The sequence below is a fragment of the Kribbella swartbergensis genome (genome assembly GCF_054784135.1).
Window position 1 is genome coordinate 265,980 of the sequence record NZ_BAAGPM010000008.1, and the last position, 19,365, is coordinate 285,344.

Genomic DNA, 19,365 nt, shown 5'->3' on the forward strand with positions numbered 1-19,365 from the left:
GTGTGAGTCGGCCGTCCCAGGGTGGGTGAGATGGTCGTTCGGCTCTGGAGAGCGACCGTTGGGCGATGACTGGTTGCGAGCGGGTGAGGACTCTGGGTGAAGATCGAGGGGAACACCCCCGTTCCGCCCAGACGAAGGTGGTCTCATGCGTCGTCTCAAGCAGCTCGCTCTTGCTCTCACTCTTCTCGCCATCCCGCTCACCCCGACCGCCTCGGCCCAGCTGTCGCCCGACTGGATCGGGAGTTGGTCGGTGGCCGTCACTCCGCCGGGTACGTCCGGACTGTCGGCGACCGGTGTCACGAACACGACCCTGCGCCAGGTCGCCCACGTGTCGATCGGCGGCTCCGAGATCCGGCTGCGGTTGTCCAACGTCTACGGCACCTCGCCGCTCGTCGTGGGCAGGGTCACCGTCACCCCGCGAGCCGACGAGCTCGCCGGTACGCCGACAGTGCAGCCGGCCGACCTGGTCCCGGTGCTGTTCGGCGGCAAGCCTTCCGTGACGATCCCGGTGGGTGCGGAGTGGGTGTCCGACCCGGTGCGAGTCGCCGTACCGGACGACACGGACCTCGTGATCAGCACGTACTTCCCCGGTCCGACCGGTCCGCTGACTCAGCACCCGGCCGGGTACGCGACCGGCTTCCGGGCCTCCGGTGACCAGACCGACGGCGACGGGTCGCAGTACCAGGCGATCCCCGGCATGGCCCGCTACATCATCGAAGGCGTCGACGTGCGGAGCCGGGTCCGCGGCTCGGTCGTGCTCTTCGGTGACTCGATCACCGACGGCGTGGTCTCGCCGGTCGACCGGAACCTGCGCTACCCGGACCAGCTGGCCGACCGGTTGCTGGCCGAGCCGCCGTCCCGCGAACTCGGTGTCCTCAACGCCGGGATCAGCGGCAACCGGCTGCTCAACAACGCCGGTACGGCGGGCGACTCGACGCTGGCCCGGTTCGACCGGGACGTGCTCGGGCAGGCCGGCGTACGGACCGTCGTACTGCTGGAAGGCATCAACGACATCGGCGGAAGTCGCGGCGCGGTCGAGCCGGCGGCCCTGATCGCGGTGCACCGCCAGTTCATCCAGCGCGCGCACCAGGCCGGGTTGAAGGTGATCGGCGCGACGCTGACGCCGTTCGAGGGCGCCGGTTACTACACGCCCGAGGGCGAGGCGGACCGGCAGGCGCTCAACCACTGGATCCGCACCTCCGGTGAGTACGACGCCGTCGTCGACTTCGACAAGGCGGTCCGCGACCCGGCGAACCCGTCGAGGATGCTCCCGGCGTACGACGTCGGCGACCACCTGCACCCGAACGCCGAAGGGTTCAAGGCGATGGCCCAGGCCTTCGACCTGAAGGAGTTCTAACCCGACTCGGCGGGATGCTCGACCTGGCGGTCGCCCCACTGCGTCAGCAGACCGCGGGCGATCTCCAGGTCCTCCCGCAGCGACCGGTCCGCGAGGTCACCCGGCAACGCGGTGAGCGCGTCGGCCAGCCACGGCCCGACCGCGGCCGGCGCGAGATCGTCAGGCGTCAACCCGGCAAGGCGAATCGCCCGCACCGCGGTGACCAGTTCACTGGCCAGTACTTCACGCAGTGCGTCGAGGAGCTGAGCCGTGAGTACGGCGGCCTGTGGCGCGAAGCTGGCGTGGTGCTCGGCGCCGCGTGACAGCGTCGCCGTGCCGAGCGTGGCCGGCTGGGCCGCCGAACGGACCGCGGCCAGGGCATCGTGGGCGACGTACTCGATCATCATCACGCCCGAGCTCGCCTCCGCGCCGCTGGCCAGGAACCGGCTCAGCCCGGTGTACTCCGGGTCGACCAGGTTCGCGACCCGGGACGTCGACAGGGTCGCCACACTGTGCAGGCTCAACCGGAGCGAGTCGAGCGCGAGGGCGATCGGCATCGCATGCCAGTTGCCGTTGTGCAGCACGGTGTCACCGGCCACCAACGGGTTCTCCGCGGAAGCGTTGATGTCGATCCGCAAACTGTTGCCCAGAGCATCCACATGGTCGACGGCCGGGCCGAGGACCTGCGCGAAGGCCCTGAGACCGAAGGGGTCCTGGACCCGGGCCGGTGGAATCGGCAGACCGTCGAGCAGCCCGCGCATCCGGCGCGCCACCCGGACCTGCCCGGGTTGCGGGCGGGCCTCGTGGACGCGTACGTCGTACACCTCGGCGTTGCCGCGGAGCGCGACATGGGACAGCGCTCCGACGAGCGGTACGACGTTGATCAGCGTGGCGGCTTCGACGTACGCGAGGCAGCACTCGGCCAAGGTGATGGCGTTGCTGGAGAGCAGCGGCAACGCACTGGTCCCGTCGATGACGTCACCGAGCGCGAGACCGAGCTCGGCCAGCGGGCCGAGATCGCCGGTCCCGATCGCGCCGCCCCGGTGCAGGTCGGGCAGGTCGCCGTCGTTGAGGAGGGCAACGATCGCGTCAGCGACCTCCGGGGCGAGGCCCGATCCGCCGGCCGCGAGCTGGTTGACGCGGATCAGCAGGCCGATCCGGATCACGTCCGCCGGGTACGACGTCGTACCGGTGGTCGAGTGTGATCCGAGCAGTCGTGCCCCGTGCTCCGGATCCGAGGTGAGTACGTCGCGATTCGCACCGACCCCGGTGGTCCGGCCGTAGACCGGTCGATGCCGGGCCACCTCCGCCACCGCGGCAGCCGACTCACTCATCCGCTTCCGGGCGTCATCACTCAGCCGCACCGCGGTCCGCCGCTGACCCAACGCAACAGCCTCGAGCGGCGTCAGCCCGCCGCCGGAAAGCTCCACCGGTTCCATCCACCCAGTGTGAGGCGACGCACTCGTCCGCACACAGCACTGACGACCAGCCGCCGTCTCGAATCCGAGACCCAGACGGCGGCGGGGCCTTGAATAGCACAACGGGGCCTTGGACAGGAATTACCTGCTCAAGGCCCCGAAGACTTGGCCGAGGTCCCGCCGGGTTACGACTGGCCGTAGCGCTTCTTGAACTTCTCCACCCGGCCCTGGGTGTCCATCACGCGCTGCTGGCCCGTGTAGAACGGGTGCGAGGCGGACGAGATCTCGACGTCGACGACCGGGTAGGTGTTCCCGTCGTGCCACACGATGGTCTCGTTGCTCTCGCGCGTCGAACCGGTGAGGAAGCTGAAGTCGCCGGACTTGTCCCGGAAGACGACGCGGCGGTAGTCGGGGTGGATGTCCTTCTTCATGCTGCGGTACTTCCTTCCAGATAAGGGGCGAACGGATCGGTCAGGGGGTGGACCGCTTCGTCCGCACGGAGGACACAACCGTCGAGGCGCTCGCGTAATTCCCGGACGTCCAGGCCGATCCCGGTGATGGACAGGTACGACGCCCGGTCGCCGTACACCGGGTCCCATTCCAGGGCCGAGCGGGCCTGGTGCTGCTGCCCGACCCCGGACCACCGATCGGCCGGCAGATCGGCCAGCCACGGACCGAGGACGCCGATCGAGATGTTGGTGCCGAAGCTGTCCCAGCTGAGCCGGTTCCGGTGCTGGGTCGCGAGCCACACCGTCCCCCGGCCCCGCGCCGTACCGGCGACGAGCTCCTCGAGCGCGTCGTACAGCCGCTCGGGGTGGAACGGCCGGTTCGACTGCCAGACCAGCGTCCGCACCGGGCCGCTGTCCACGGCGGCGCTGATCGAGCCGGGCTCGGTCCAGGTCTCGGCCGCGTCGGGGTCATGCAGTCGTACGCCGAGCAGTCCGGCCGGCGTGGTCCGGACGAGCAGCTGCGGATTGAGCGCTTGCACCAGCGCCCGGACGGTCTCGTCGTCGCTGCTGAGCACGGCCGCGTTCGCGTACTCCACCTGACGGGCGATCACCTCGGCGATCGCGCGGCCGTCCTCGGCGGCGGTCGGGACGCCGCGGTCCTGGATCAACTGGTCGCCGGTCACGTCGTCGATCACGCTGCCGGTGTCGACCGTGGTGACGACGGCGTCCACCCGCAGTTCGCCGGCGCCGTCACGGGCGATCTCCTCGGCCAGCGCCTGCGTGTCCCCGGCGCCGGGGACCGAGACGATCGCGACGTCGTACCGTTCGACGGCCGCGATGCTGACCAGCAGGGCGACCAGTGAACCGCGCATCGCGCAGGAGACACAGGGGTGACCCATCCGGATCACTTCGCGGTCGATCACCCCGGCGGCGGTCCGGGCGATCCGTACGACGGACCCGCCGGCCAGGCCGCTGACGTCGTACTCGACCAGGACCCCGGACGATCCGGCGGCGGCCAGCAGATTCCCCGCCACGGCGGCGCGGAACGGCTCGTCGACACCCGTCAGCACGGTCACCGGTAGCATCAGCACTCCCGCCTTATTGAAAACGATAACCAGTACAATGTACACTCCGGATCGGAATAGCGGCCACCCGGCCGGTGTTCTTCCCGGCGAGGGTCACCCGCCAGGTGATCCAGGAAAGGACAGTATGGCCAAGCGCAACGACCTCCGCCCGATCGTCAAGCTGCGGAGTACGGCGGGCACCGGGTTCACCTACGTCACCCGGAAGAACCGGCGCAACAACCCCGACCGGCTGGTGATGCGCAAGTACGACCCGGCGATCCGGCAGCACGTCGACTTCCGCGAAGAGCGGTAAGTCGTGGCGAAGACCAGCAAGATCGCCAAGAACGAGCAGCGCAAGCGGACCGTCGCCCGGTACGCCGAGCGGCGGGCCGAGCTGAAGCGGATCATCGCCGACCCTGCCACGTCCTTCGAGGAGCGCGGCGCGGCGCAGCTCAAGCTGCAGAAGCTCCCGCGGGACGCGAGCCCGATCCGGGTCCGCAACCGCGACGTCGCCGACGGCCGCCCGCGCGGTTACCTGCGCAAGGCCGGCATCTCGCGCGTCCGCTTCCGCACCATGGCACACCGCGGCGAGCTTCCCGGCATCACCAAGTCGTCCTGGTGATGCACCGGTAGTGCCCGCGCCGCGACGTGGATGCCGCGGCCCCGGGCAGCACGACGGCCCTCCCCGAAGTCAGGTGGCTTCGCGGAGGGCCGTCGTACGTCTCAGAGACGGTTGTACGCCTTCAGGGTCCGGAGAGCGGCGACGGTGACGAGGCCGCGGTACTCGAGGGTGGCGGCCTGGCTGGGCGGCTCCCAGGTGAGGGCCCAGCCGCCGTCGGGTTGCTGATCGGCGATCAGGCGATCCAGGTGCGCCTCGAGTTGGGCCTCGTCGAACAGCGGGCGCCAGAAGCTGTCCGGGGTCGGCGCGAAGTGCAGCGGTGTCACGCCGTACGACGGATCCGCGGCGTCGGCGCGGTACCACTTGAGCTTGGGCAGCCAGGCGCGGACCCTGTCGAGGTCGACGTCGTCGGTGTGCTCGAGGAACTCCATCGAGACGTGCATCGCGTGGGCATCCTCGGGGAAACCCTTGGCCAGCTCGGCAGCGCACCAGGCGGCGGCCTTGTCACGCCACGGGTGGTCGAACCCGAACCGGTACAGCTGACCCACCAGACCGGCCGTCGGGTTGAGGCTGGGCTCGTACGTCCACTCGCTGATGTGCTCGGCCCGCGGATAACCCTCGACGGCCGGGCCGCAGAGCGGGACGGCCCCATCGGGCGTCGCAACCGACTGCAACCAGTCGACGGCGCGGCGGATCAGCTCCTCGTCACGCGCTCCGGCGGTCAGCAGCGTCTCGAACGCGACCTGCACATCGAGCGGGAGGCTGTCCGGGCACCGCTTGTCCGGCTCCAGCCCGTGCCCGAAGCCGCCGTCCGCGTTCTGATAGCCGCGCAAGGCGTCCACGACCCCGGCCGCATCCGCCCCCTCGAACACCGTGGCGAACACCCGCCGCTCGACCAGCCGCGCCTCACGCCGTACGAAATCCCGACCTGCGCTGAAGATGTCCATACCCTCACCCTGGCGCAGACCGCCGGCAAAGTCTTGAACGAAACAGACATCACGGCTGAAAGCGGTAGCCCATGCCCGGCTCGGTGAGCAGATGTTTGGGGCGAGCCGGGTCGGGCTCCAGCTTGCGGCGGAGCTGGCCCATGTAGAAGCGGAGGTTGCCGCCGGCGGTCTCGTAGCCCGGTCCCCAAACCTCCGTGAGGAGCTGGCGTTGCGACAGGAGCTTGCCGGGGTGACGGACCAGGACCTCGAGCAGGTGCCACTCGGTCGGAGTGAGCCGGATGTCCTCACCCGTCGCCAACGTGATCCGCTTGGCTGCCAGGTCGACGGTGATGCCGCCGACCGTCACCACCGGCTGGTCCTGCGAGGTCGTGCTGCGTCGCAGTACGGCGCGCATCCGGGCGAGCAACTCGTCGATCCCGAACGGCTTGGTCACGTAGTCGTCGGCGCCGGCGTCCAGCGCCTCGACCTTGTCGGTCTGGTCGGTCCGGCCGGACAGCACCAGGATCGGCGCCTCGGTCCAGCCGCGCAGGCCACGGATCACGTCGATCCCGTCGAAGTCCGGCAATCCCAGGTCGAGGATCACCAGCTCCGGCGGGTACTGCGCCGCCACCTTCAGGGCCGCCGTACCCGAACCCGCCAGATGCACCTCGTACCCCCGGGCTCTGAGGTTGATCTGCAAGGCGCGGACGATCTGCGGTTCGTCGTCGACGACCAGCACGCGCGTCATTCGGACACCTCCGGCTGCGTCGTTCCGGGCACCTTCGGCTGCGTCGTTCCGGGCACCTTCGGTGCGGATCGTTCCCGGGCTCCCGGGACCGGCGCGTCGGCCGGCCGCAGGGTCGCGGTCGGGATCGCGACCACCATGGTGAGCCCGCCACCCGGCGTGTCCTCGAGCTGCAGCGTGCCGTGCATCGCCTCCGCCAGACCGCGCGCGAGCGCCAGACCGAGCCCGACGCCGACGGTGTTGTCGGTGTCGCCGAGCCGCTGGAACGGCGCGAACACCCGATCCCGGTCCTCCCGCGGGATCCCCGGGCCGCGATCGATCACCCGCACCTCCACGGTGTCCCCGAGCGCGCTGCCGGTGACCAACGGCGGACGTCCGGGCGGCGAGTACCGGATCGCGTTCGCGAGCAGGTTGGCGATCACCCGCTCCAGCAGCGCCGGGTCCGCCTCCACCAGCGGCAGCGTGTGCGGGATGTCCACAGTCACCTTGTCGCCGTCGTCGCCGAGCTCGGCCAGTACACCGGGTATCACCTCGTCCAGCGCCATCGGCCGGGTGAAGACGGGCAGTACGCCGGCCTGCAGCCGACTCAGGTCGAGCAGGTTGTCCACGAGTCGCGACAACCGGTCGAGCGACTCGTCCGCGGTCTCCAGCAGTTCGGCCCGCTCGGAGTCGCTCCAGTCCACGTCGTCGCTGCGCAGGCTGGTCACCGACGCCTTCGCCGATGCCAACGGGGATCGCAAGTCATGGCCGACCGCCCGGAGCAACGCCGTACGGAGCTTGTCGGCCTCGGCCAGCGGCTTGGCCTCGGCGGCTGCCTCGCTCAGCCGGACCTTGTCCACCAGCGCGGCGGCGTGGTCGGCGAACGCCCCGACCAGACGGCGCTCGTCCGCGGCCAGCCGGCGACCCTGCAGGACCAGGACGAGGTCGTCGCGGGCCGGGATCTCCGCATCGCCCTCCTCCGGCCGGCCGCAGGTCATCGTGCCGGCCGAAGCCAGCGGTCGCCAGACCTCGGTCAGCTCGTCGTTGTCCACCCGCTCCATCAGGCAGGCCCCGGTCATCCCGAACGCCTCGCGGACCCGTTCGAGCAGGGCCGGCAGAGCTGTCTCACCGCGCAGCACCGACCCGGCCAGCGTGGCCAGAGTCTCGGACTCGGCGGCCGCCCGGGCCGCCTGCCTCGTCCGTCTGGCCGCCCGGTCGACGACCGAGCTCACCATCGCGGCGACCAGCACGAAGATCGCCAGCGCCAGGGCGTTGTTGATCTCGGCGATCGAGAAGGTCCGGGTGGGCGGGGTGAAGAAGTAGTTCAGGACGACGGTGCCGCCGATCGCGGTCACCAGTGCCGGCCACAGCCCGCCGACCAATGCGACCACGACGACGGCCAGCAGGAACGCGAGCACGTTGCTCGTCAGGTTCAGATGGTCCCCGCCGAGCCCGAGCAGCAGCGCCAGCAGCGGCGGCAGTACGACGGCCAGCACGAACCCCTGGACCTTGCGCCGCCGGGACAGGCTGCCGCGCAACCGCGGCAACCGGCCGCGACCCATCTCCGCGTGCGTGACGATGTGGACGTCGATGTCGCCCGAGTCGCGGATCGTGGTCGCGCCGATGCCGGGGCCGGAGACGAGCGAGGACAGTCGCGACCGGCGGGAGCCGCCGAGCACCAGTTGGGTCGCGTTCTCGGCGCGGGCGAACGACAGCAGCGCGGCGGGGATGTCGTCCCCGACGACCTGGTGGTACGTGCCGCCGATGCTCTCGACCAGGTCGCGCTGCTCGGCGAGACGTTTCGGGTTCGCGCCGGTCAGGCCGTCGGAGCGGGCGACGTGGACGGCGAGCAGGTCCCCGCCGGAGGACCTGGCGGCGATGCGGGCGGCACGCCGGATCAGTGTCTCGCCCTCGGGGCCGCCGGTGAGGGCGACCACCACCCGCTCCCGCGCTTCCCAGGTCGAGTCGATGTCGTGCTGGGCCCGGTACTGCTGCAGGCCGGCGTCCACCCGGTCCGCGAGCCACAGCAGCGCGAGTTCGCGCAGGGCGGACAGGTTGCCGACCCGGAAATAGTTGCCCAGGGCAGCATCGATCTTGTCCGCCGTGTAGACGTTGCCGTGCGCCATCCGGCGGCGCAGCGCCTCCGGCGTCATGTCGACGAGTTCGATCTGGTCGGCGGCCCGGACCACCCGGTCCGGCACCGTCTCCTGCTGCGGTACGCCGGTGATCTTCTCGACCACGTCGTTGATCGACTCCAGGTGCTGGATGTTCACCGCCGAGATCACGTCGATCCCGGCGGCCAGCAACTCGTCGATATCCTGCCAGCGCTTCTCGTTCCGGCTGCCGGGCACGTTCGTGTGCGCGAGTTCGTCGACCAGCGCCACCTCGGGCCGCCGGGCCAGGACGGCGTCGACGTCCATCTCGGTGAAGCTGGCGCCGCGGTGGTCGATGATCCGGCGCGGCACAACCTCCAGGCCGTGCAGCATCTCGGCGGTGTGCACCCGGCCGTGGGTCTCGACGAATCCGACCACGACGTCGGTGCCACGCGCGAGCCGTCGCTGCCCCTCGCCCAGCATCTTGTAGGTCTTGCCTACGCCGGGCGCGGCACCGAGGTAGATCCGCAGTTTCCCGCGGCCGGTACTGCTCATGTCTCGATGATCTCAGCCGGCCGCGAGTGCGGCGTTGAGTGTGACCACATTGACGTAGGGCTCGCCCAGGAAGCCCAGCGTCCGGCCGTGGGTGTTCTCCTTCACCAGTTCCTCCACCTTCTCGACGGGCAGCCCGCGTTCCCGGGCGACACGGTTCACCTGCAGGGCGGCGTACGCCGGGCTGATCGCCGGATCCAGCCCACTGGCACTCGCTGTCACCGCGTCCGCCGGAACCTGTGACGGGTCGACCCCTTCCCGGCGTGCGATCTCCTGCCGGCGTTGGTCGATCAGCTTGACCAGGTCGGGGTTGTTCGGGCCGTACTGCGAGGCCGCGCTCCCCTTGCCGTTGTAGTCGGCCGCCGAGGGCCGGGTCTGGAACCACCCGTCCGGGTACGCCTGGCCGATCAGCTTCGAGGCGGCGTCCTTGCCGTTCACCTGGACGATCGAGCCGTTCGCCTGGTCGTGGAACAGCGCCTGCGCCACACCGGTCATGGTCAGCGGGTAGACGATGCCGAGAGCGACGGTGAAGAAAAGCAGGGCACGGACGGCGACCCCGAACTGGCGGACCGAACCGGGAAGATTGCTTGTCATCGACAACTACCTTTCAGCGGATTCCCGGGATCAGCGAGATCACCAGGTCCAGCAGTTTGATCCCGGCGAACGGCGTGACCAGGCCGCCGACGCCGTACACGAGCAGGTTGCGGCGCAGCATCGCCGAGGCCGAGGACGGCTTGTACCGCACACCGCGCAGCGCCAGCGGCACCAGCGCCACGATGACGAGCGCGTTGAACACGATGGCCGACACGATCGCCGACTCCGGCGAGTGCAGGTGCATGACGTTGAGCTTGTCCAGACCCGGGTACGCCGCGGCGAACAGCGCGGGCAGGATCGCGAAGTACTTGGCCACGTCGTTCGCGATCGAGAACGTGGTCAGCGAGCCGCGGATGATCAGCAACTGCTTGCCGATCTCGACGATCTCGATCAGCTTCGTCGGGTTGGAGTCGAGGTCGACCATGTTGCCGGCCTCCTTGGCGGCCGACGTACCGGAGTTCATCGCCACCCCGACGTCGGCCTGAGCCAGCGCCGGCGCGTCGTTGGTGCCGTCACCGGTCATCGCGACCAGTCGGCCACCCTCCTGCTCCTGCTTGATCAGCGCCATCTTGTCCTCGGGCGTCGCCTCGGCCAGGAAGTCGTCGACGCCGGCCTCCTCGGCGATCGCCTTCGCGGTCAACGGGTTGTCACCGGTGATCATCACGGTCCGGATGCCCATCGCGCGCAACTGGGCGAACCGCTCCCGCATGCCGTCCTTGACCACGTCCTTCAGGTGGATCACGCCGAGTGCGCGGGCCGACCCGTCGATGCTCTCGGCAACGACCAGCGGCGTACCGCCGGCGGCCGAGATCCGGTCCACGATGGCGCCGAGCTCGGGGTCCGTCGTACCGCCCTGAGCGTGGATCCAGGTGTCGACCGCGCCGGCGGCGCCCTTGCGGATCATCCGGCCGTCCACGTCCACCCCGCTCATCCGGGTCTGCGCGGTGAAGTCGACGAACGTTGCGTGCGGCAACTCACCGGTGTGCCGCTCGCGCAGTCCGTACCCGGTCTTCGCCAGGACGACGATCGACCGGCCCTCCGGCGTCTCGTCGGCCAGGCTGGACAGCTGGGCCGCGTCCGCCAGTTCGGTCTCGGCGACCCCTTGCACGGGAATGAACTCGGCCGCCTGCCGGTTGCCCAGGGTGATGGTGCCGGTCTTGTCCAGCAGCAGTGTGTTCACGTCGCCCGCTGCCTCGACCGCACGGCCCGACATCGCCAGCACGTTGCGCTGGACCAGCCGGTCCATACCGGCGATTCCGATCGCGGACAGCAGTGCGCCGATCGTGGTCGGGATCAGGCAGACCAGCAGCGCGACCAGCACCACGATGCTCAGGTCGGTGTGCGCGTACGCCGCGAACGTCGGCAGCGTGACCGTGGCGACCAGGAACACGAGGGTCAGGCTCGCCAGCAGGATGTTCAGCGCGATCTCGTTCGGCGTCTTCTGCCGCGACGCGCCCTCGACCAGGGCGATCATCCGGTCGATGAAGCTCTCGCCGGGTTTGGTCGTGATCTTCACGACGATCCGGTCCGACAGCACCTTGGTACCGCCGGTGACCGCGCTGCGGTCGCCGCCGGACTCCCGGATCACCGGCGCCGACTCACCCGTGATCGCCGACTCGTCGACACTCGCCACACCCTCGACCACGTCACCGTCCCCGGGGATGATCTGGCCGGCCTCGACCACGACGAGGTCGCCGAGCGTCAACTGGGTGGCGGGCACCTCTTCCTCGCCGTCGCCGGTCAGCCGCCGGGCGGTGGTCTCCGTCTTCGCCCGCCGCAGCGTCTCTGCCTGCGCCTTGCCCCGGCCCTCGGCGACCGCCTCGGCCAGGTTGGCGAACACCACGGTCAGCCAGAGCCAGACCACGATCCACCAGGCGAACACGCTCGAGTCGGTGAAGGCGAGGATCGTCGACGCGAGGGCGCCCACCTCGACCACGAACATCACCGGGTTCCTCACCATCACCCGCGGATCGAGCTTGCGCAGCGCGTCAGGCAGCGAGGTGACCAGCATCTTCGGGTCGAACAGGCCGGACCCGGCCCGTTCGGGAACCGCCGCCTCCTTCGGTACGGGCGGCGTCAACAGCGTGGTCACAGTCCCTCCGCAAGGGGTCCGAGAGTGAGTGCGGGAAAGTAGGTCAGGCCGGTGACGATCAGTACGACGCCGATCAGCATCGTCACGAACAGCGCCTTGTGGGTGGGCAGCGTGCCCTGGGTCACCGGCACCGGCTGCTGCCTCGCGAAGGAGCCGGCCAGCGCGAGCACCAGCACCATCGGCACGAACCGGCCGAGCAGCATCACCAGGCCGAGAGCGGTGTTGTAGAACGGGATGTTCGCGCTGAGCCCGCCGAACGCGCTGCCGTTGTTGTTGCCGGCCGAGGTGAACGCGTACAGCACCTCCGAGAACCCGTGCGGACTGTCGGTGTTGAAGATCGCCGCCCGCGCCACCGCCAGGCCCATCGCGATCGACGCACCGGCCAGCACCAGCGTCGGCGTGGTGAGGATGTAGAGCGAGACCAGCTTCATCTCGCGCGCGGTGATCTTCTTCTTCAGGTACTCCGGTGTCCGGCCGACCATCAGGCCCGCGACGAACACGGTCAGTACGGCGAGCACGAGCATCCCGTACAACCCGGTCCCGACACCGCCGGGCGACACCTCACCGAGCATCATGTGGAAGAGCGCCGTACCGCCGCCGAGCGGGGTGAAGGAGTCGTGTGCCGAGTTCACCGCGCCGGTCGACGTACCCGTGGTGGACGACGCGAAGAGTGCGGAGGCCCATTCGCCGAAGCGGGTTTCCTTGCCCTCCATGGCCGCGCCGGCCGCCCGGGTCGCCGTACCCGCGCCCTGGTTCTCGAAGAACGTGGCGGAGAAGGTGAAGGCGGCCCAGAGGGTGCCCATCACGCCGAGGATCGCGTACCCCTGCCGCTTGTCACCGACCATCAGGCCGAACGTGCGAGTGAGGGAGACCGGGATGAGCAGCAGCAGGAAGATCTCGAACAGGTTCGACAGCGGGTTCGGGTTCTCGAACGGGTGCGCCGAGTTGGCGTTGTAGAAGCCGCCGCCGTTCGTGCCGAGTTCCTTGATCGCCTCCTGGCTGGCCACCGGACCGCCGGGGACGGTCTGGGTCAGGCCTGCCACCGAGGTCACCTCGTGACCGCCGGAGAAATTCTGTACGACGCCGGTCGCGACCAGCACGAGCGTGCCGACGACCGCGATCGGCAGCAGGATCCGCAGCGTCGTCCGGGTCAGGTCGACCCAGAAGTTGCCCAACCGGTCGGTCTTCGACCGGGCGAAACCGCGGATCACCGCGACCGCGACCGCGATCCCGACCGCGGCGGAGAGGAAGTTCTGCACCGCGAGGCCGGCGAACTGGACCAGGTGGCCCATCGTCTGCTCGGGCGAGTACGACTGCCAGTTGGTGTTCGAGACGAACGACGCCGCGGTGTTGAACGCCAGACCCGAATCGACGTTCGGCAGCCCCAGCGACAACGGCAGGTAGGACTGCAGCCGCTGGAGCAGGTACAGCAGGACCACACTGACCGCGGAGAACGCGATCAGCGACCGGGCGTAGACGGCCCAGGTCTGTTCGGTCTTCGAGTCGACGCCGAGCAGCCGGTAGGTGCCGCGCTCGATCCGCAGGTCCTTCTCGGACGTGAAGACCCGGGCCATGTACCCGCCCAGTGGCCGGTAGGCGGCGGCCAGGAGCGCGACCAGGAGGCCGACCTGCAACAGGCCGGCAGCGGTATCGGACATCAGAACCTCTCGGGGAAGATCAGGGCGGCGACGAGATAGAGGACCAGGGCCGCCGCGACGACCAGGCCGGTGATGTTCTCGGCGCTCACAACTTCTCCACTCCGCGCAGCACGAACCAGACGGTCCCGAAGACGACGACGGTGAGGGCCAGGTAGCTCACGTCACCCATGACTGCACGACCTCACGGCGAAAGTGCTCATGGGTTCACTGCACACCGCTCGCTGCCCGGTCAGGAGTGTTCTCGCAGGCCTCTCACACCCGCTGACGGAGCTCTCACAGGTCTCTCACATACTTACGCCTGGCATTTCCCATCGACAGACAAGGGAAGAACAAGCACGTGACTGACCAGGACACCACCGCCCCCGCCGAACAGTTCTTCTCCACGCAGACCCGGGAGGCGCTCGCCGAGGCGAGCCGCCGGCTGGCGGAGCGCCTCCAGGCCCACACCGAGGCCTTGCTGGCGATGACCGGCGACGAGGAACAGTCCGCGCTCTACGAGCAGAACGCCGCCCTGGAGGAACTCGTCGAGAAGTGGAACGAGGCCGTCTTCGAGCACACCGGTACGGCGCCGCTCCTGCTCGAGGACAGCGCCGACGACGAGGACGACGAGGAGGCCGAGCAGGACCAGGTGATCAGCGTGGTGTCACGGTTCGACCTGCGCGTGGTCGACCTGGACGCGCTGCTCGACGCCGGACGGGCCGCCCAGGAACGGCACCCGGCCGAACTGGACGAGGGCGGCGAGAAGGAGCCGGTCGAGTCGGCGGAGCAGGCGATCTATGAGATCAGCCGCGAGGTCGGCGAGGCGTGGTTCGAGCTGCCGGGTGTCGAGATGGTCGCCGGCGCCCGCGCGTACGTCGTACCGGAGCACCCGTTCGAGCCGCTGGACGCCGACGCCGACGACGTCGTCACCGAACTCATCGCCCCGAACGGAGTCGCCACCCACGCCGAGACCTGGGCGTAAACCCGGCCGACCTAGACGAGCAGGTTGCCGTCGAGGGTGGTGACTGCCCTGCCGGTGAGGTGGACGCGGTCGCCGGCGGCGGTGACGTGGAGGACAGCGCCCCGGGCGGACGCCTGGTAGCCGACCAGGTCGTTCCGTCCGAGGCGGTCGGCCCAGTAGGGCGTCAGCGCGGTGTGCGCACTGCCGCAGACCGGGTCCTCGGCGATCCCGGCGGCAGGCGCGAAGAACCGCGAGACGAAGTCGTAGTCCGTGTCGTCGTCGGCCGGCGCCGTGACGATGGTGCCGCGGTTGTGGTCGCGCCGGTTGACGGCCTCAAGGCCCTTGATGTCCGGCGCCAACTCCCGGACCGCGGTTTCGTCCGGGAGTACGACGAGTACGTCGGTCAGCGCGCCGGTGCTGTGGACACTCTCCGGTTTCGCGCCGAGCGCCTCGACCAGTCCGTCCGGCGCCTCGATCTCCGTCGTACGCGAGACCGGGAAGTCGAGCGTGATCCCGGCGCCGATGGACGCGATCAGGACGCCGCTGCGCGTGCTGAACCGGACCTTGTCGCCGACGAGCCCGTCACCGGCCAGCACGTGCGCGGTCGCGAGCGTCGCATGCCCACACATGTCGACCTCGATCGCCGGCGTAAACCACCGCAAATCCCAGTCCACACCGGCCCGCCCCGCCGACTCGACACCCAACCGTTGCGCCGGCTCCGCACCTGTCCGGTCCGCCCGCTCCGCACCTGTCCGGTCCGCCCGCTCCGCACCTGTCCGGTCCGACGGCTCGGCATCCGTCCTGGCGGACGGTCGCACGAACGCGGTCTCGGACAGGTTCAACTCCCCCGCCACCGCCTGCATCCACCCCGCGTCCGGCCACTCCCCACCCGGCAACACGCACACAGCCGCCGGATTCCCCCCGAACGCCCGCTCGGCAAACGCATCAACCACCCGAACTCTCATCCCCCGACGCTAAACAAGACCCACCCCCGATTCCATAACCACTTCCCCATCGAGTGGCCCCACCTCCCCCGCCACCCGGCCGGAGGCCGGCGATGTCATGCCATGGCGATGGCTTCTATTTCCAGGAGCCAGTCTTCCGAGTAGATGTCGCAGATGATGACGGTGAGGGCCGGCGCATGGTCGCCCAGGACCTCCTCGCGGATCTTCGAGTTGAGTACGCGGTACTGCCGATCCGACAGGTACGTCGTCACCTTCACCAGGTTCCGTACTCCCATCCCCGCCTCGCCGAGGACCGCGAGCACATTCCGCCACACCATCCGGCACTGCGCCTCGAAGCTCTCCGGCACCCGCCCGTTCTCGTTGCCCCACGGCACCTGTCCACTGACGAACACCATCCGCCGCGCCCCGTCGACCTGCACACCGTGCGTGTAATTCCCGGTCGCCGCCGGCAGGACCGCCGGATCCAACGGCTGAATCGCAAATCCAGACATGTCTTCCCCCTCGTCATCGGACTTCCCCACCCCGAGATCTCCGCCCATGTCTACCTCGCGCCACCCGACCCGCCTACCCCACCAAGCGGATCGATGGCGAACCGACAAACAAGTGACATGCCCGCCGGTAGGGTCGGCCCGTGGAACGGACGGTCGAGCGGCTGCTAGGGGTCCGCGTCGTTGAGCGCGTGGACCTCGGAACCAGCGAGCTGACGCCGGTCGCACGACTGATCTTGGACCGCTCGTACGACGACGATCCCGAGACGGCAACTCGAGGTCTGCTGGCGATGGGGAAACACGAGGTCCTCACCCAGGTGGACCGGGCGTACCACGACGAGCTCGATTCGCCTGACGACGCCACCTACGTCCGCATGATGGCGACCGGCTGCGTGACCTGGGCCATCATCCGAGGCTTCCGCCTCCGGCTGATCGCCTCCGACGACCAAGACCTGGCCGAGGCGCTGCGACGCCGTACTGAGATCTCCAGACCCTGACCTCAGCTGCCACCACCGCGGCCCCGGTCTACCCAAATCTCAGCCGCTGGTTCACCCAACTCGCCGGCTCCATGCAACTGCGCTGGCAAGAGGCCCGCCAACCACCCCGCACCTTCCAGTCCTACAAACACTCCCCAACCAGCGATACGCACACGGCTCACGCTGAAGGCCGGGGCGGGCCCGCCGACCTCGGTCAGCAGGCCCGCCCCAGCCGTAGTCCAGGTTTCCTCTACTCCAGTGGGCGGAGTTCGTCGGCGTAGGAGACGGAGACTCGGCGGAGGACGCCGTCCTTGACGGAGTACTGGCCCATCCGCCACAGCGGCGGGCTGTACGCGTGGACGGTGACGCTGCCCTTGTCGAGGCCGGTCAGGCGGTGGATGTGGTCGGGGCCGAAGCTGTACACGTCACCGGCCTTCACCTCGGTCTCGATCGACTCGGTGCCGATGGCAAGGTTGTGTTCGACGAGTTTGCCGCGCGCCACCGCGACCGCGCCGGACGAGACGTCGTGGTCGTGCCAGCCGGTGTCGTTGACCGGCGTCCAGCAGATCAGCCAGACGTCGACGTTGGCGTCGCGGTGCAGCGAGGCGAAGACGCGCTCCTCGTCGCTGTAGGCGACCTTGTCCTCCCACAGGTGCGGCTGGGCCGCGATCGACGCGGCCAGTTCGGCCAGTTCGCTGGGGTCGAGGTCCCGCCCCGGAAGGTTGTCCAGCGACAGACAGTCGTTGAGCTCCACGAGCCGGCTGGCCTGGCGCGCTGGTACGACGGGAACGTCGCTGACGGGCTGAGCAGTCACTGCACTCCCCTCTCAGGAGATGGTGTGCCGGCCCCTGGGCTCACGCCGAAGAGGAGCCGGTGCGGATTGTCGTGACGGATCACCGCGGTGGCGGCGTCGCCTTGGCGGTGGTCGGTGATCCCGGCGTACGGCCGGTCGGTGCCGTGCACGACCTGGTCGATGCCGAGAATTCGCGCGACCGCGTCGATCCCCTGCGGGCCGTAGCTCGAGGTGTCGACGTACAGGTTGGGGTCGATGGTGCCGAGCCGCCCGCCGCGGGCGGTCAGGCGTTCGTGGTGGACCGGCGCGAGACCGGCCGCGGCGACGAAGCACAGCCGCAGCCGCGGGAAGTCGCGCCGTCCGCCGTACGCGTGCCAGGCCCACCACGCTGCCTGCAACTGGCTCGAGTAGTCGACGACCGGCGCCCACCAACCGGGAGCATCGTCGACCGGCCGAGCCGTACCCGGGTGGACGAGGATCGGCTTGTTCAGCCGCTCGGCGGTCGCAAGGAGGTCGCCGTGCGCGCCCCATCCGGACGGCGTCCCGAGCACATGGGCGGGCAGCTGCAGACCAAGGAATCCGCTGCCCAGCAGCGATTCCACATCGCCGGCATCAGGCTCGCGCAGATCGACGGACGCCCAGGCCTTGAAGGGCGCGGGCAGCGCGGCCGCGCCGGTGTGCCACGCGTCCAGGAGCGCCCGATCGCCGAGGTGCTCGATCCCGAGCGGACTCGACAGTGACACGACGGCGAGCGTCGTCCCCGCGTCCTGCTCGATCGCGACCCGCTTGCCGATCTCGTGCGCCGCCGGGTCGATCTCGTACGGCGCCTCGGTCGCGGTGTGCAGCGTCCAGCCGTCGAGGTACGGCGGGGTGTCGCGAGCCCGGAGCCGGTCGACGAACTCCGCCGGCCACAGGTGCTGGTGAACGTCGATCACGACTCCTCCTCCCGACCGGATTGAAGCGCTTCAGTACATCTGCAGTGAAGCGCTTCAAAGGTCCGCTTGTCAAGTTTCTGTCCGAGGAACCCACTAGGGTGCAGTACATGTCCGGAAACGCCCGGAGGCCGACCCTCAAGGACATCGCCGCCGAGACCGGTCTGTCGATGGCGGCCGTGTCCTACGCCCTGCGCGGCCTGCACGGGACGCCGGCGACCATACAGCGGGTCCAGGACGCCGCCGAGCGGCTCGGATACCAGGCCGACCCGGTCGCCCGCGCGCTCGCGTCGGGCCGCAGCGGCTCCATCGGCGTGCTCTGCGCGTCCCTGGAGGACCTCTGGCAGCAGCGTCTCGCGGCCGCGCTCGGCCGGGAGCTGCTGGCGCCGGACCGGAACGCCTGGATCATCGACTCGGCCGGTGACGCCGACCGGCAGCTCGAGCTCGCCCAGCACCTGGTCGACCACCGGGCCGACGCGATCGTGGTGATCCCGATCAACCCGGCCGCGAAGGGCTGGGCGGAGATCGCCCGGCAGACGCCGGTGATCGCGATCGGGGACGCGCTGCCGGCCGCGAAGGCGAAGTCCGAGGTGGTGTTCGACAACGAGAGCGGCGTCAGTACGGCGCTGCGCCGGCTGGCCGACGCGGGCCACCGGAACGTCGCGGTGCTCAGCCCGTCGCGCCGGATGGAAACCGACCGTCCGGCCGAGGAGATCGCTCAGCGGGTCGCGGCGGGCCTGAAGCTGAAGGTCCGCATCATCCCCTGCCCGCACGACCTGCCCGGCGCCACCGAGGTCGCCCGCGAGCTGCTCAGCGGCAGCCGGCGTCCGACCGGCATCCTGGCACTGGCCGACTCGATGGCCTTCGGCGTGTACGCCGCCGGCCGCGAGCTCGGCCTCCGCGTCCCGGACGACATCTCCCTGCTCGGGTACGACGACCAGCCGATGTCGCAGCTGCTCACGCCGCCGCTGTCCACGTTCCACTGGCCGCTCGACGAGCTGGTCGCCGACGTGGTCGCCCGGGTCACCTCCGCCGTCGACACCAACCGCCGCGTCCGCCGTACCACCGTCGCGCCGACCCTGATCGAGCGCGGCTCGGTCGCCGCCCCACCCAGAACCTGAGTGAGACGGCAACACCCGAGCCGCAGCATCCACCCCGTCAAACTAGACTAACCTAATCAACTTACTTTTGCCTGTCCATCATGTGGAAGGTGTGACCACAGGAAGGCCGGAGGGCCGGGCGAGCG

General features: G+C 69.6%; 20 protein-coding genes. 6 read left to right on the forward strand and 14 right to left on the reverse strand.

All coding sequences use genetic code 11. The annotated features are described in order from the left end of the window. Positions 1-145 precede the first annotated feature (145 nt). Positions 146-1,357 (forward strand): SGNH/GDSL hydrolase family protein, encoded by a 1,212-nt coding sequence (locus tag ACYVOK_RS04970; protein ID WP_460661027.1) that lies wholly within the window; start codon positions 146-148, stop codon positions 1,355-1,357. Here the strand turns inward: ACYVOK_RS04970 and ACYVOK_RS04975 are convergent. From ACYVOK_RS04975 to ACYVOK_RS04985, 3 genes are all read right to left on the reverse strand, one after another. Then, on the reverse strand, positions 1,354-2,775 hold the full coding sequence (locus ACYVOK_RS04975) for an aromatic amino acid lyase (RefSeq protein WP_460661028.1): 1,422 nt from the start codon (positions 2,773-2,775) through the stop codon (positions 1,354-1,356). The two genes, ACYVOK_RS04970 and ACYVOK_RS04975, sit on opposite strands and share 4 nt — an antisense overlap. A gap of 164 nt (positions 2,776-2,939) precedes the next feature. Further along, entirely contained in the window at positions 2,940-3,185 is a 246-nt protein-coding gene (locus tag ACYVOK_RS04980) for a type B 50S ribosomal protein L31 (protein WP_460661029.1), read from the reverse strand. After that, positions 3,182-4,288 (reverse strand): CobW family GTP-binding protein, encoded by a 1,107-nt coding sequence (locus ACYVOK_RS04985; protein WP_460661030.1) that lies wholly within the window; start codon positions 4,286-4,288, stop codon positions 3,182-3,184. Before ACYVOK_RS04985 ends, ACYVOK_RS04980 begins: the two co-directional genes overlap by 4 nt. Before the next feature lie 124 nt (positions 4,289-4,412). On the opposite strand from ACYVOK_RS04985, the gene rpmG reads away from it, so the two are divergent. Continuing rightward, entirely contained in the window at positions 4,413-4,580 is a 168-nt protein-coding gene (rpmG, locus tag ACYVOK_RS04990) for a 50S ribosomal protein L33 (protein WP_460661031.1), read from the forward strand. 3 nt (positions 4,581-4,583) lie between these two features. Continuing rightward, a complete protein-coding gene (gene rpsN / locus ACYVOK_RS04995; protein ID WP_460661032.1) occupies positions 4,584-4,889 on the forward strand; it encodes a 30S ribosomal protein S14 in 306 nt (101 codons plus the stop codon). 101 nt (positions 4,890-4,990) lie between these two features. Here rpsN and ACYVOK_RS05000 read toward each other — a convergent pair whose 3' ends face one another. The 7 genes from ACYVOK_RS05000 to kdpF are packed head-to-tail and all read right to left on the reverse strand — an operon-like array spanning position 4,991 to position 13,614. Further along, complete coding sequence (locus ACYVOK_RS05000; protein ID WP_460661033.1) at positions 4,991-5,833, reverse strand: hypothetical protein; 843 nt, start codon at positions 5,831-5,833, stop codon at positions 4,991-4,993. Positions 5,834-5,882: 49 nt separating this feature from the next. Next, on the reverse strand, positions 5,883-6,560 hold the full coding sequence (locus ACYVOK_RS05005; RefSeq protein WP_460661034.1) for a response regulator: 678 nt from the start codon (positions 6,558-6,560) through the stop codon (positions 5,883-5,885). Beyond that, positions 6,557-9,184 (reverse strand): sensor histidine kinase, encoded by a 2,628-nt coding sequence (locus tag ACYVOK_RS05010; RefSeq protein ID WP_460661035.1) that lies wholly within the window; start codon positions 9,182-9,184, stop codon positions 6,557-6,559. Before ACYVOK_RS05010 ends, ACYVOK_RS05005 begins: the two co-directional genes overlap by 4 nt. A 12-nt stretch (positions 9,185-9,196) precedes the next feature. Continuing rightward, positions 9,197-9,775: a potassium-transporting ATPase subunit KdpC gene (gene kdpC / locus ACYVOK_RS05015; protein WP_460661036.1), complete on the reverse strand. Its 579-nt coding sequence runs from the start codon at positions 9,773-9,775 to the stop codon at positions 9,197-9,199. Positions 9,776-9,788: 13 nt separating this feature from the next. Next, the gene (gene kdpB / locus ACYVOK_RS05020) at positions 9,789-11,867 is read right to left on the reverse strand and encodes a potassium-transporting ATPase subunit KdpB (RefSeq protein WP_460661037.1); all 2,079 of its coding nucleotides are present in this window, start codon (positions 11,865-11,867) and stop codon (positions 9,789-9,791) included. Beyond that, positions 11,864-13,525, reverse strand: coding sequence for a potassium-transporting ATPase subunit KdpA (gene kdpA / locus ACYVOK_RS05025; protein WP_460661038.1), 1,662 nt, complete (start codon positions 13,523-13,525; stop codon positions 11,864-11,866). The genes kdpB and kdpA overlap by 4 nt, the downstream gene beginning before the upstream one ends. Then, positions 13,525-13,614 (reverse strand): K(+)-transporting ATPase subunit F, encoded by a 90-nt coding sequence (kdpF, locus tag ACYVOK_RS05030; RefSeq protein WP_460661039.1) that lies wholly within the window; start codon positions 13,612-13,614, stop codon positions 13,525-13,527. Before kdpF ends, kdpA begins: the two co-directional genes overlap by 1 nt. Before the next feature lie 248 nt (positions 13,615-13,862). On the opposite strand from kdpF, the gene ACYVOK_RS05035 reads away from it, so the two are divergent. Beyond that, entirely contained in the window at positions 13,863-14,486 is a 624-nt protein-coding gene (locus ACYVOK_RS05035; RefSeq protein ID WP_460661040.1) for a hypothetical protein, read from the forward strand. A gap of 11 nt (positions 14,487-14,497) precedes the next feature. Here the strand turns inward: ACYVOK_RS05035 and ACYVOK_RS05040 are convergent, their stop codons facing one another. Together ACYVOK_RS05040 and ACYVOK_RS05045 are read right to left on the reverse strand one after the other, a co-directional pair. Beyond that, positions 14,498-15,430, reverse strand: a complete 933-nt coding sequence (locus ACYVOK_RS05040; protein WP_460661041.1) for a PhzF family phenazine biosynthesis protein — start codon at positions 15,428-15,430, stop codon at positions 14,498-14,500. Between the two features lie 95 nt (positions 15,431-15,525). Beyond that, positions 15,526-15,921, reverse strand: a complete 396-nt coding sequence (locus ACYVOK_RS05045; protein WP_460661042.1) for a RidA family protein — start codon at positions 15,919-15,921, stop codon at positions 15,526-15,528. 140 nt (positions 15,922-16,061) lie between these two features. Between ACYVOK_RS05045 and ACYVOK_RS05050 the strand changes: the two genes are divergently transcribed. Next, positions 16,062-16,415, forward strand: coding sequence for a hypothetical protein (locus ACYVOK_RS05050; protein ID WP_460661043.1), 354 nt, complete (start codon positions 16,062-16,064; stop codon positions 16,413-16,415). A gap of 229 nt (positions 16,416-16,644) precedes the next feature. Here ACYVOK_RS05050 and ACYVOK_RS05055 read toward each other — a convergent pair whose 3' ends face one another. After that, a complete protein-coding gene (locus ACYVOK_RS05055; RefSeq protein ID WP_460661044.1) occupies positions 16,645-17,208 on the reverse strand; it encodes a cysteine dioxygenase in 564 nt (187 codons plus the stop codon). Then, complete coding sequence (locus ACYVOK_RS05060) at positions 17,205-18,122, reverse strand: amidohydrolase family protein (protein ID WP_460661045.1); 918 nt, start codon at positions 18,120-18,122, stop codon at positions 17,205-17,207. The genes ACYVOK_RS05055 and ACYVOK_RS05060 overlap by 4 nt, the downstream gene beginning before the upstream one ends. Positions 18,123-18,229: 107 nt before the next feature. On the opposite strand from ACYVOK_RS05060, the gene ACYVOK_RS05065 reads away from it, so the two are divergent. Continuing rightward, positions 18,230-19,240: a LacI family DNA-binding transcriptional regulator gene (locus tag ACYVOK_RS05065; RefSeq protein WP_460661046.1), complete on the forward strand. Its 1,011-nt coding sequence runs from the start codon at positions 18,230-18,232 to the stop codon at positions 19,238-19,240. Positions 19,241-19,365 lie beyond the last annotated feature (125 nt).